The following is an 11,825-nucleotide window of genomic DNA, read 5'->3' as shown; positions in this document are numbered from 1 at the left end:
GCGGTTATCACTCGAAAAGATCAAGATTTTCACTATCGCCCTCAAGAATCTCCCGGGCAAGCACTCGGGTGACCGGCCGGAAGCCTTCGTCGCCGGCTTCATCCAGCCGTCTGACGATTTCCTGGGCGTCCGGAATGGACCGGCCCATGCGGCGGAGGAGGTACGGATAGACCTCCTCGGGCGGACGAATATTCCGGTCGCGGAAGAATTTGCGAAGCACGCCCTCCAGAACGTCGTCGTCGGGCGGCTCGATCTCGGCCACCTGCAGGGCGTTGAGCCGGGAGCGCAGGTCAGGCAGGCCCGCAGGCCACAGGGCCGGCGCCTTGCGGGCGGTGAGCAGCAGGCCGCCGCCATCGCGTGCGGCGAGGTTGATGAGGTGGAACAGCGCCTCGTCGGCGATCCCCTGATCCACGTCCTCGACCAGAACGGGCCGGCCGACGGCGAGGGCGACGTCGGGGCAGGCGCGGTCGAGGACGGCGGCGCCCGCCTGTTCCGCCCAGGCGCGCGCCAGGTGCGTCTTGCCGGAGCCTTCGGGCCCCACGAGGGCGAGGGCGCCGGCGTGCCAGGCCGGCCAGCCGTCCACGAGCGCCGCGGCATGGGCGTTGGAAGCGCCGACGACGAACTCGTCGCGCGCATAGGCGGCGGGGCGATCGAGGCTTAGCCGAAGCTGCCGCGCCATGGGCCGGATCCGGGGAAGAGCGTCACCACGCCTGTCTAGCGCAGGCGCGGGGCGGGAAGCCACCGGCGCCGCCGGTTCGTCACCGGGTTCCACAGGCCCGTCAGGCGACAGGCGGGTCGGTCCGGGGGCGCAGGTCTCGGGAGGAGAGCAGGGTCCAGCCCTCGGCCTTGAGCAGCTCGATGGGCATGAAGCGGACCTTGTAATCCATCTTCTCGGAGCCGCGGACCCAGTAGCCCAGATAGACGTAGGGCAGGCCGGTGAGGCAGGCCTGGACGATGTGGTCCAGGATCATGAAGGAGCCAAGGCTGCGGCGCTTCAGGTCCGGGTCGTAGAAGCTGTAGACCAGGGACAGGCCGTCGTTCATCAGGTCGACGAGGGCGCAGGCCACCAGGTCGCCCGGGCCGCTGCCCTGGGATTTCAGGCGATACTCGATGAGATGGGTGCGGACCGCGGTGTCCTCGACCATGGCCACGTAGTCGGGCCAGGTCATCTCGGCCATGCCGCCGTCGGCGTGGCGGGCCAGCAGGTAGCGGCGGAGCAGGTCGAACTGCTCCATGGTCGCCTCGGCCTCGACCAGGTGGCGCTCGATGTCCTCGTTGCGGTTCAGGACCTTCCGCTCGGAGCGGGAGAAGACGTAGTCGGCCGCCGGAATCCGGGCCGAGACGCAGGCCGAGCAGGCCTCGCAGGCCGGGCGGTAGGCGATGTTCTGGGAGCGGCGGAAGCCGACCTGGGTGAGGCTGTCATTCACCGTGGCCCCGTCGGACAGGGGCAGGTGTGCGAAGACCTTCCGCTCGTACCGCTCCGGCAGGTAGGGGCAGGGCGACGGCGCGGTCAGGAAGAACCTGAGCTGTCGGGTCGGAACATGCTGCGTCACGAGTGTGCGACCGCCCTCAAGCCAATGCGCCCGACGATTAGGCGTCATGGCGGGCGGTTGCGCAAGGCGCTTCGCTACAAGCCCGCGTCCTGGGGAAGGACAGGCGCCTCCCGCAACAACACAATGGCTATGCGGCGGTTTCCGGGCAGGGTCGGATCGTCGGGATAGAGGGGCTCGGACGCGGCCTTGCCGGAGACCTGATAGATGCGGTCGGGATCGACCCCGGCGCTCTGGAGGATGCGGCGCGAGGCGTCGGCCCGGGCGGCGGAGAGCGGCCAGTCGGCCTCGGAGCGCACGCCGCCGGCGTTGGCGCTGGTGTGGCCATAGACGCTGACGCGGTTGGGCAGCTGGTTCACCACCTTGGCCACGGCCCGCAGCAGCAGCTTGGCGCGGTCATTGGGCTGGGACGAGCCCTGGGCGAACATGGAGCGTCCTTCCTGGTCGACCAGCTGGATGCGCAGGCCCTCGGGGGTCTGGTCGATGAGGATGTTCTTCGAGAGCTCGGCGAGCTCTGGCATGTCCTGCAGCGCCTGGCGGAGCGACTGGGCGGCCGAGGCGAAGGCGGCGGCCTCGCGCTTCTGCAGGGCGTCGCGCAGGGCCTGGGTGGAGGCGGCCTCCAGGTCCTCGCCGCGGGAGGCGTCGGGGTTGCGGCCGTCGTTGGGATTGCGGCTGTCGGGAGACAGATCCTCGATGATGGCCGAGGAGCCGGCGCTCCTGGAGCCGTCAGAGCCCAGGGCGTTGCCGCCGAGGATGCCGCCGGCCCCGGAGGTGGTCTCGGAGACGCTGGCCGGGGCGAAGTAGTCGGCGATGCCGCGCTTCTGCTCGGGGCTGGTGGTGTTGATCAGCCACATGAGCAGGAAGAAGGCCATCATGGCGGTGACGAAGTCGGCGTAGGCGACTTTCCAGGCGCCGCCGTGGTGGGCGTGGCCGCCGGCCTTCTTCACCTTCTTTATGAGGATCGTCTGATCGCCCACCGCCATTGGTCCACCCCGGCTCCGCCTGCTAGACGAGGCAAGGTGGCGCTCGCCAGTTAAGATGCGGCTAAGGTTACGGAGTGCGTGGGATGAAGGTGGCGTTCGCCGGGCTCGGCGTGATGGGGTTCCCGATGGCCGGTCACCTGGCCAAGGCCGGCCATGAGGTGGCGGTCTACAACCGCAGCCCCGAGAAGGCCCGGCGCTGGGTCGAGACCCACGGGGGCCGGATGGGCGAGACGGCGGCCGAGGCCGCGGCGGGCGCCGAAATCCTGTTCCTGTGCGTGGGCAATGACGACGACGTGCGCCAGGTGGTGAGCGAGGCTCTCGCGGCCTTGGCTCCCGGGGCGGTCATCGTCGACCACACCACGACCTCCGCGGTCGTGGCCCGGGAGATGGCGGAGCTGGCGGCCAAGAGCGGCCGGGCGTTCGTGGACGCGCCGGTGTCGGGCGGCCAGGCCGGGGCCGAGAACGGCCAGCTGACCATCATGTGCGGAGGCGATGCGGCGGCGGTCCAGAAGGGCGAGCCGGTGATGGCCGCCTACGCCAAGGCGATCCGCCGGATGGGCGAGGTCGGCGCCGGGCAGCTGACCAAGATGGTCAACCAGATCTGCATCGCCGGCGTGGTCCAGGGGCTGGCCGAGGGCCTGCACTTCGCCAAGCGGGCGGGGCTCGACCCGCAGGGGGTGCTGGAGGCGATCTCCAAGGGCGCGGCCCAGTCCTGGCAGATGGACAACCGCTGGCCGACCATGGCGCAGGGCAAGTTCGACTTCGGCTTCGCCGTGGACTGGATGCGCAAGGACCTGGGCCTGGTGCTGGACGAGGCGGCGCGCAACGGGGCGAAGCTGGACATGACCGCCATGGTCGACGGCTTCTACGCCGAGGTTCAGGCCCTGGGCGGCAGCCGCTGGGACACCTCGAGCCTGGTGGCGCGGCTGGAGAAGCCCGAGTGACGCTGAAGACCGAGCGCCTGACCCTGACGCCGCCAGAGGAGGCGGACGCGCCGTTCGTCCTGGAGCTGCTGAACGATCCGGGCTGGATCGCCAATATCGGCGACCGGGGCGTGCGCACCCTGGACGACGCCCGGGCCTATATCGCCGACCGCTTCTCCAAGAGCCCCTGGTTCGTGGTCCGGCGGGAGGACGGCGAGCCGGTGGGAATGTGCGGCATCGTGGTGGGCCGGGAGGGGCTGGACTGCCCGGACATCGGCTACGCCTATCTGGAGCGGCACGCGGGCCAGGGCTACGCGACGGAGGCGGCCCGGGCTGTGCTGGCCTATGCGCTCAAGGAGATGGGGCTGAACAAGGTGGCGGCGATCACCACGCCCACCAACACGGCCTCGCAGCGGGTCCTGGAGAAGATCGGCCTGCGCTTCGTGCAGATGATCGACCTGCCCGGATACAAGGAGCCGAGCGCCTACTTCACCACCTAGGACGGGAGGGCGGCATGGCGGGGGTGACGACGCGGACCGTGGAGGCGGGGGGCTTCCGCTTCGCGGTGGACGAGGCCGGGGCGGGCGACCGGCTGGCCCTTTGCCTGCACGGCTTTCCCGAGAGCCGGTTCTCCTGGAGGCGTCAGCTGCCGCTGCTGGCGCAGATGGGCTACCGGGCCTGGGCGCCGGACCTTAGGGGCTATGGAGAGACCGAGCCCAAGCCGCGGGAGGTGGCCGCCTATCTCGTGGACCGGCTGATGGAGGACGTGGCGGCCCTGATCGACGCCAGCGGCGCGCGGTCGGTGACGCTGATCGGCCACGACTGGGGCGCGGCCCTGGCCTGGACCTTTGCCGCGAACCAGGTGCGGCCGCTGGAACGGCTGGTGATCATGAACGTGCCGCATCCGGCGGTGATGGCGGCGCGCCTGCGCCAGGGCGACTGGGCCCAGCTGCGGCGCAGCTGGTACATGTTCTTCTTCCAGCTGCCGGGCCTGCCCGAGCGGATGCTCACGGCCAACGACGCCAGGGCCGTCCGGCGGGCCTTCCGCGGGATGGCCGTGGACAAGACCCATTTCACCCCCGAGGTGCTGGACCGCTACGCCCGCGACGCCCAGCGGCCGGGGGCCATGCGCGGGATGGTCAACTGGTACCGGGCGGCGTTCCGCCTGCGCGGCAAGCTGGCCGGACCGTGGCCGGTGATCGAGACGCCGACGCTGATCGTTTGGGGCGAGGAGGACGCGGCCCTGGGCGTGGAGCTGCTGGACGGGACCGAGGCCCATGTGCGCGACCTGACCATCCGCCGGCTGCCCGGCGTCTCGCACTGGGTGCAGCAGGAGGCGCCCGAGGCGGTGAACGCGATCCTGGCGGACTGGCTGGCTGCCGCGAGGCCGTCAGCCTAGGGGCGCGGTGTCTCGGCGGCCAGGCGCGGGAGGAGCTGGCCGGTGAGCAGCGGGGCCAGGGGCGCCTCCGGCGGCCGGGCGGGATCGACCCAGAGCTGGGCCTCGATCTCCGAGGCGATGGCGATCCGGCCTTCGATCTCGGCGCGATAGACGCAGGAGCGGACGGTGGCGCCGGGCTCATTGGCGGCCGGGGCCTCGAACCGGCCGAGCAGTTCGGCCGCGACGAGGCGGACGCCCAGCTCCTCGTCGAGCTCCCGGGCCAGGGCCGTCAGGTCGTCCTCGCCGGGCTCGCGCTTGCCGCCGGGCAGGGTGAAGCGGGGCGCGCCCGCCTTGCGGACCAGCAGCACGCGGCCGTCGGCGGCGCGGATGACGGCGCCGACGACCTCGACGATCACGCGCCGAGCAGCCGCGCGGCGCGCGGGGCGAAGTAGGTGATGACGCCCGCCGCGCCGGCCCGCTTGAAGGCGCCCAGGCTCTCCATGATGGCGCGCTCCTCGTCCAGCCAGCCGTTCTGGGCCGCCGCCATGAGCATGGCGTACTCGCCCGACACCTGGAAGGCGAAGGTGGGCACGGCGAACTCGTCGGCCACGCGGCGGACGATGTCGAGGTAGGGCAGGCCCGGCTTGACCATGACCATGTCCGCGCCCTCGGCGATGTCGAGGGCCACCTCGCGCAGGGCCTCGTCGGTGTTGGCCGCGTCCATCTGGTAGGTCTTCTTGTCGCCCGGATTGTCCACCGAGCCCGTGCCCAGCTTCCCGGAGCCGATGGCCTCGCGGTAGGGGCCATAGAAGGCCGAGGCGTATTTGGCGGCGTAGGACATGATCATCACGTCCTGCAGACCTTCGCCCTCCAGGGCCGTGCGCAGGGCGCCGACGCGGCCGTCCATCATGTCGGAGGGGGCGAGGATCTCGCAGCCGGCCTTGGCCTGGACCAGGGCCTGGGCCACCAGGGTCTCCACCGTGGCGTCGTTGAGGATGCGGCCGTTCTCGATCAGGCCGTCGTGGCCGTGGTCGGTGAAGGGATCGAGGGCCACGTCGCACATGATGCCGACTTCGGGGGCGGCGTCCTTCATGGCCTTCACGGCGTTGCAGACGAGGCCGTTGGGATCGGCCGCCTGGCTGCCGCGGGCGTCCTTCTTGGCGCCGTCGATGTGCGGGAAGACGGCGATGGCCGGGATGCCCAGGGCCTTGGCCTCCTTGGCGGCCTTGGCGGCCTCCTTCACCGAGAGGCGCGCGACGCCCGGCATGGACCCCACCGGGACCTCGCCCTCGCCCTCGTGAACCACCATCGACCAGATGAGGTCGGCCGGGGTGAGCACGGTCTCGCGGACGAGGCGACGGATCCAGTCGGCCTGGCGCAGGCGGCGCAGGCGCAGGGCGGGGTAGGCGGCGAGGGGAGCGCGGGTCATGGCGGGGCTTTGGACCCTGAAAGGGGCGGAAGGCAAGTCCCCCTTGTCGTGCTAAGCCGGGCGAAAACGGGGAGGATGACAATGAGCCTGAGCTACGACCTCTACTGGTCGTTCCGGTCGCCCTATTCCTACATGGTGACGCCGCGTCTGCTGGCGCTGGAGGCCGAGTACGACGTGCGCTGCAATGTGCGGCCGGTCTATCCGCTGGCGGTGCGCACGCCGGAGTTCTTCGAGAAGCAGGACCCGTTGTGGCTGCGCTACTTCATGGTCGACGTCTTCCGGGAGGCCGAGTTCCTGGGGCTGCCGTTCCGCTGGGCGCGGCCCGATCCGGTGCAGCGGGGCATGGACGGCGACTACCGCGTGCCGCAGCCCTACATCCACCGGCTGACGCATCTGGGCGTCGCGGCGGCCGAGCGGGGGCGCGGCCTGCCGTTCCTGCGCGAGGTGAGCCATGTGATCTGGAGCGGCGAGGTGGAGAACTGGCACGAGGGCGACCACCTGGCCCGGGCGACCGCGCGGGCGGGGCTCGACTGGGACGAGCTGGCCGCGGCGGTGGACGCCGATCCCGATCGTTTCCGGGCCATTGTCGAGAAGAACCAGGAGGACCAGCGCGCGGCCGGCCACTGGGGCGTGCCGATGATGACCTTCGGGGGAGAGCCGTTCTTCGGCCAGGACCGCTTCGACCAGCTGGTCTGGCGGATGCGCCAGCAGGGGCTGACGCCAAGGGACGCTGCCGCAACGTCAGATTGACACCGGGTCAGGGCCGCTCCACTCCCGAGCCATGGACTTCAACCTGACGGAAGATCAGCGGGCCATCGAGGACGCCGCGCGCGCCTTCGCCGCCGCCGAGCTGGCGCCCCATTCGGCGCGCTGGGACGAGGAGAAGCACTTCCCCGTCGACGTCATGCGCAAGGCCGCCGAGCTGGGCTTTGCCGGCCTCTATGTGCGCGAGGACGTGGGCGGCTCGGGCCTCTCGCGCCTGGACGCCTCGATCGTGTTCGAGCAGCTGTCCTACGGCGACGTGCCGGTGGCGGCCTTCATCTCGATCCACAACATGGCCGCCTGGATGATCGACCGGTTCGGCTCGGACGCGCTGCGGCGGCGCTACCTGCCGCGGCTCTGCACCATGGAGCTGATCGCCTCCTACTGCCTGACCGAGCCGGGCTCGGGCTCGGACGCGGCGGCCCTGAAGACCACCGCGCGCCGGGACGGCGACCACTATGTGCTGAACGGCTCCAAGGCCTTCATCTCCGGCGCCGGGACCTCGGATCTCTATGTGGTCATGGCCCGGACCGGCGGGGAGGGCGCGAAGGGCGTCTCGGCCATCGTGGTGGAGAAAGACACGCCAGGGCTCTCGTTCGGGGCCCAGGAGCGGAAGATGGGCTGGAACGCCCAGCCCACCGCCCAGGTCAATTTCGATGACTGCCGCGTGCCGGCGGAGAACCTGATCGGCGCCGAGGGCGAGGGCTTCAAGTTCGCCATGGCGGGCCTCGACGGCGGGCGGATCAACATTGCCTCATGCAGCCTGGGCGGGGCCGGCTTCGCCCTTGATGTGGCCCGGCAATACCTGAGCAATCGCAAGCAGTTCGGCCAGACTCTTGCGTCGTTCCAGGGGCTGCAGTGGCGGCTGGCCGACATGGCCACCGAGCTGGACGCGGCGCGGCTGATGGTGCGGCGGGCGGCCCACGCCCTGGATCAGAAGCACCCGAAGGCCACCCAGTACTGCGCCATGGCCAAGCGGTTCGCCACCGACGGCGGTTTCGAGGTGGCCAACCAGGCCCTGCAACTGCACGGCGGCTATGGCTACCTCAAGGACTTTCCGCTGGAGCGGATCGTGCGGGACCTGCGGGTCCACCAGATCCTCGAAGGCACCAACGAGATCATGCGGGTGATCATCGCCCGGGAGCTGTTGCGCGGATGAGCGAAGCTGAAGTCCTGACCCGGGTGGAGGGCCGCGTCGGCCGCATCACCCTGAACCGGCCCAAGGCCCTGCACGCCCTGACCACCGCCATGTGCCGGGACATGACCGCCGCGCTGCTGGCGTGGAAGGACGATCCGGCGGTGGCCCTGGTGCTGCTGGACCACGCCGGCGAGCGGGGTTTCTGCGCTGGGGGCGACATCCGGATGCTGGCCGAGAGCGGCAAGGGCGACGGGGCCGAGGCCCGGGAGTTCTTCCACACCGAGTATCGGCTGAACGATCTGCTGTTTCGCTATCCGAAGCCGACGGTGGCGATCATGGACGGGGTGACCATGGGCGGCGGCGTGGGCCTGTCGCGGCCGTGCCGCTTCCGGGTGGCCACCGAGCGCACCACCTTCGCCATGCCCGAGACGGGGATCGGCCTGTTCCCGGACGTGGGCGGCGGCTGGCACCTGAGCCGGATGCCCGACCACATCGGCCTGTGGCTGGCGCTCACCGGGGCGCGGATCAAGGCGGCGGACTGTGAGCTCCTGGGCATCGCCACCGACTATGTGGAGAGCGCCAAGGTCGAGGCGTTGAAGGCCGCCATCGTGGCCGAGCCCGAGCGGACCGAGACCCTGCTGACCGAGTTCGAGGCCGATCCGGGGCGGCCGCCGCTCGCCGCCCATCAGGACGAGATCGCTCGCCTGTTCGCCGGCGACAGCGTCGAGGCCATCGTCGAGGCCCTGGCGGCGGGCGGCGACTGGGCGGCCGAGCAGCTGAAGGTGATTGGGACCAAGTCGCCCCAGACCATGAAGGTGGCCTTCCGGCAGCTGCGCCTGGGCGCCCAGGCCCGGACCTTCGCCGAGAACATGGCCATGGAATACCGGATCGGCGCCCGGGTGGTGCGCCGTCACGACTTCATCGAGGGCGTCCGGGCGGTGATCGTGGAGAAGGACAATGCGCCCCGGTGGAGCCCGGCGACGCTGGAAGGCGTCACCGAGGCCATGCTGGACGAGATCTTCGCGCCCCTGCCGCCCGACGAGGAATGGACCCCGCTTCCGGAGCTTGCCCCATGACCGACGCCAAGACCCCCCTGCGGATCGCCTTCATCGGCCTCGGCAACATGGGCGGCGGCATGGCCGCCAACCAGGCGAAGGCGGGCCGGGAGGTCCGGGCCTTCGACCTGTCGGCCGCGGCCCTGGAGCGGGCGGCGGCGGCGGGCTGCGCGACGACGGCCTCCGCCGCCGAGGCGGTGAGGGACGCCGACGCGGTGATCACCATGCTGCCGGCGGGGCCGCACGTCCGGCAGGTCTATGCCGAGCAGGTGTTTCCTCACGCGCCCAGGACGGCCCTGCTGATCGACTGCTCCACCATCGACGTGGAGAGCGCCCGGGCGGTGGCGGCCCAGGCCCGGGAGCACGGCTTCCGCTTCGCCGACGCTCCGGTCTCGGGCGGCACGGCGGCCGCCGAGGCCGGGACCCTGGCCTTCATGGTGGGCTGCGACGAGGCCGACTTCCCCGCCGTGGAGGAGGTGATCGCCCCCATGAGCCGGGCCACCATCTGGGCCGGCGACCACGGGGCGGGACAGGCGGCCAAGATCTGCAACAACATGGTGCTCGGCATCTCGATGATCGGGGTGTGCGAGGCCCTGGCCCTGGCCGAGAAGCTGGGCCTAGATCCGGTGAAATTCTACGAGATCAGCTCGCAGTCGTCGGGCCAGTGCTGGAGCCTGACCAGCTATTGCCCCTGGCCGGGGCCGGTGCCGAGCGCGCCGTCGAACCGCGGCTATGAGGGCGGCTTCGCCACGGCGATGATGCTGAAGGACCTGAAGCTCGCCCAGGAGGCGGCGGCCAGGGCCGGCGCGGCCACGCCGCTGGGGGCGGCGGCGGAAGGCCTCTACGCCCTGTTCGAGCGGCTGGGCGGCGGGGGCAAGGACTTCTCGGCCATCCTCGAGCTGCTGCGCGGCAAGGCCCCTGCGGCCTGAACCTGAGCCGCGCGGTCAGACGAGGTCGCGCAGCAGGCGGACCAGCTGGCTCTGCCGGTTGACCTCGGTCTTCGCGAAGATCGACTTGATCTGCGACTGGACCGTGGATCTGGCGACGCCCCGGGCGGCGGCGATCTCCTCGGGCGAGGCGCCCTCGGCGATCATGTTGGCCACCTCGGCCTCGGCGGTGGAGAGGCCGTAGAGGCGCGTCAGCACGTCGGGTTCGGGCCGCCCCGGCGGAACCCGGGCCACCACCAGGGCCGCGCCGCCCGCGCCGAAGCCGTAGCGTTCGCCCGGCAGGGGATGGATGTCGAACACCGCCCCGCCGACGCCGGAGCGACGCCGCAGGGCCAGGGAGGAGGTGGGACCGCCGGGCTCGCCCCGGGCCGCGGCGATGGCGGCGTCGATGGCCGCGGCCAGGGCGGGCCGGTCGGCTTCCAGGGCGGCCACGAGCCGGCGGTGGCGGATCGTCACCACGGCGCCCTGCCGCACCATGGCCTCGCCAGCGCTGGATAGCCCGGCCAGGACGCCCGTCTCGGTGAGCAGGAACGCCGGGGCGGACATGGCCTCCATGGCCTCAAGGCTGGCCCGGTTCCGCACCTCGGCGAGGGTGATCTGCAGGCGGGCCGCGGCCTGGAATTCGGGGGCGAGGCGGGAGAAGGCCTGCTCGGCCCCCGGTTCGAGCGCCCCGCCGGCGAGCCCCAGGCGCAGCCCGGGCTTTACCTGGGGATCGGCCAGGCCATAGGCCTCGATGGCCTCCCGGTCGGCGGGGGCCGTCCCCGTGATCCAGTGCTGGATGATCTCGCCTTGGCCGTTCAGGGCCGCCAGCGGGCCGGACGGCGCGCGACAGGCGCCGGCGAACGCGTCGGCGGTGTCGGGGGCGTCGCACCAACGCTCAGGCTCCAGGGGGGCTTCGCGGACAGGCGTCCGCGCCCTGGCGATACCTTCTGCACTCAAACCGCCACCACTCCCGAACGCCTTGGCCGGAACCAGTGGACACCGGCGACGCCGGAACCGTGTTCGATGATAGCAGGTCGGTGAGGCCGAGTCTCGTGGTCAAGCTCGGGGCGCAGCGCCCGCCGGGCGGCGTCGCGGCGCGGGCGAATTCGACGGGGCGGGTGGCGAACCTGCCGCGTGCGACGTCCGAGTTTGTGGACAATGTGAAATCGCGGCGCCAAAAGGCTGCCGTATCTCAGGGGCCGACCGCTTCGCCCAAGGTCGGAATCAAGTCGATGGATTACAGGTCTGCCTTCCGCACCGCTCTGGAGAACATCCGCTCCGAGGGTCGCTATCGTGTGTTTGCGGACCTGAAGCGTCATCGAGGGGAGTTTCCGAAGGCGACGTGGACGAAGCCGGACGGGACGCAGGCCGAGGTGACGGTCTGGTGCTCGAACGACTATCTGGGCCAGGGCCAGAACCCGGTGGTGCTGGATGCGATGCACCAGGCCATCGAGGAGGCTGGGGCCGGTTCGGGGGGCACCCGGAACATCTCGGGGACGACGCGCTATCACGTGGAGCTGGAGCGCGAGCTGGCGGATCTGCACGGCAAGGAAGCGGCGCTGCTGTTCACCTCGGGCTATGTGTCCAACGAGGCGACGCTGTCGACGCTCTACAAGATCCTGCCGGGCCTGCAGGTGTTCTCGGACGAGCTGAACCACAACTCGATGATCTCGGGGAT

General features: G+C 71.0%; 14 protein-coding genes. 8 read left to right on the top strand and 6 right to left on the bottom strand.

Annotated elements, in window-relative coordinates; all coding sequences use genetic code 11:
• Positions 1 to 7: 7 nt before the first annotated feature.
• The 3 genes from BO64_RS12765 to BO64_RS12755 all read right to left on the bottom strand — a co-directional run bounded on the left by BO64_RS12765 (position 8) and on the right by BO64_RS12755 (position 2,533).
• Positions 8 to 679, bottom strand: coding sequence for a P-loop NTPase family protein (locus BO64_RS12765; protein ID WP_496403693.1), 672 nt, complete (start codon positions 677 to 679; stop codon positions 8 to 10).
• Between the two features lie 100 nt (positions 680 to 779).
• Positions 780 to 1,553, bottom strand: coding sequence for an arginyltransferase (locus BO64_RS12760; protein WP_496403692.1), 774 nt, complete (start codon positions 1,551 to 1,553; stop codon positions 780 to 782).
• Between the two features lie 74 nt (positions 1,554 to 1,627).
• Entirely contained in the window at positions 1,628 to 2,533 is a 906-nt protein-coding gene (locus tag BO64_RS12755; protein WP_496403691.1) for a flagellar motor protein MotB, read from the bottom strand.
• 83 nt (positions 2,534 to 2,616) lie between these two features.
• Between BO64_RS12755 and BO64_RS12750 the strand changes: the two genes are divergently transcribed.
• From BO64_RS12750 to BO64_RS12740, 3 genes are read left to right on the top strand one after another with little or no spacing between them, the layout of a single operon-like run.
• Positions 2,617 to 3,477 carry an NAD(P)-dependent oxidoreductase gene (locus BO64_RS12750; protein WP_496403690.1) on the top strand — a complete coding sequence of 287 codons (861 nt, stop codon included), beginning with the start codon at positions 2,617 to 2,619 and terminating at the stop codon, positions 3,475 to 3,477.
• Positions 3,474 to 3,956 carry a GNAT family N-acetyltransferase gene (locus tag BO64_RS12745; RefSeq protein ID WP_496403689.1) on the top strand — a complete coding sequence of 161 codons (483 nt, stop codon included), beginning with the start codon at positions 3,474 to 3,476 and terminating at the stop codon, positions 3,954 to 3,956. The genes BO64_RS12750 and BO64_RS12745 overlap by 4 nt, the downstream gene beginning before the upstream one ends.
• Positions 3,957 to 3,970: 14 nt before the next feature.
• Complete coding sequence (locus BO64_RS12740) at positions 3,971 to 4,855, top strand: alpha/beta fold hydrolase (RefSeq protein ID WP_496403688.1); 885 nt, start codon at positions 3,971 to 3,973, stop codon at positions 4,853 to 4,855.
• On the opposite strand, the gene BO64_RS12735 is transcribed toward BO64_RS12740, so the two are convergent.
• Together BO64_RS12735 and hemB are read right to left on the bottom strand one after the other, a co-directional pair.
• Positions 4,852 to 5,250, bottom strand: a complete 399-nt coding sequence (locus BO64_RS12735; protein WP_496403687.1) for an NUDIX hydrolase — start codon at positions 5,248 to 5,250, stop codon at positions 4,852 to 4,854. The genes BO64_RS12740 and BO64_RS12735 overlap by 4 nt on opposite strands.
• Entirely contained in the window at positions 5,247 to 6,263 is a 1,017-nt protein-coding gene (gene hemB, locus BO64_RS12730) for a porphobilinogen synthase (RefSeq protein ID WP_496403686.1), read from the bottom strand. Before hemB ends, BO64_RS12735 begins: the two co-directional genes overlap by 4 nt.
• 81 nt (positions 6,264 to 6,344) lie before the next feature.
• On the opposite strand from hemB, the gene BO64_RS12725 reads away from it, so the two are divergent.
• Genes BO64_RS12725 through mmsB form a run of 4 tightly spaced genes read left to right on the top strand, consistent with a single transcriptional unit; the run spans position 6,345 to position 10,147 of the window.
• The gene (locus tag BO64_RS12725) at positions 6,345 to 7,013 is read left to right on the top strand and encodes a 2-hydroxychromene-2-carboxylate isomerase (protein ID WP_496403685.1); all 669 of its coding nucleotides are present in this window, start codon (positions 6,345 to 6,347) and stop codon (positions 7,011 to 7,013) included.
• A 31-nt stretch (positions 7,014 to 7,044) separates the two neighbouring features.
• On the top strand, positions 7,045 to 8,184 hold the full coding sequence (locus tag BO64_RS12720) for an isobutyryl-CoA dehydrogenase (protein WP_496403684.1): 1,140 nt from the start codon (positions 7,045 to 7,047) through the stop codon (positions 8,182 to 8,184).
• Positions 8,181 to 9,239, top strand: a complete 1,059-nt coding sequence (locus BO64_RS12715; protein WP_496403683.1) for an enoyl-CoA hydratase/isomerase family protein — start codon at positions 8,181 to 8,183, stop codon at positions 9,237 to 9,239. The genes BO64_RS12720 and BO64_RS12715 overlap by 4 nt, the downstream gene beginning before the upstream one ends.
• Positions 9,236 to 10,147 (top strand): 3-hydroxyisobutyrate dehydrogenase, encoded by a 912-nt coding sequence (mmsB, locus tag BO64_RS12710; RefSeq protein WP_496403682.1) that lies wholly within the window; start codon positions 9,236 to 9,238, stop codon positions 10,145 to 10,147. Before BO64_RS12715 ends, mmsB begins: the two co-directional genes overlap by 4 nt.
• 15 nt (positions 10,148 to 10,162) lie before the next feature.
• On the opposite strand, the gene BO64_RS12705 is transcribed toward mmsB, so the two are convergent.
• Positions 10,163 to 11,104, bottom strand: a complete 942-nt coding sequence (locus BO64_RS12705; protein ID WP_496403681.1) for a helix-turn-helix transcriptional regulator — start codon at positions 11,102 to 11,104, stop codon at positions 10,163 to 10,165.
• A 275-nt stretch (positions 11,105 to 11,379) separates the two neighbouring features.
• On the opposite strand from BO64_RS12705, the gene BO64_RS12700 reads away from it, so the two are divergent.
• The coding region (locus BO64_RS12700) for an aminotransferase class I/II-fold pyridoxal phosphate-dependent enzyme (RefSeq protein WP_496403680.1) at positions 11,380 to 11,825 on the top strand (446 nt) is incomplete at its 3' end.

This window comes from Phenylobacterium composti DSM 19425 (assembly GCF_059568645.1).
Note: the sequence above shows the minus strand (reverse complement) of the source record. Positions and strands in the feature narration are given on the sequence as shown.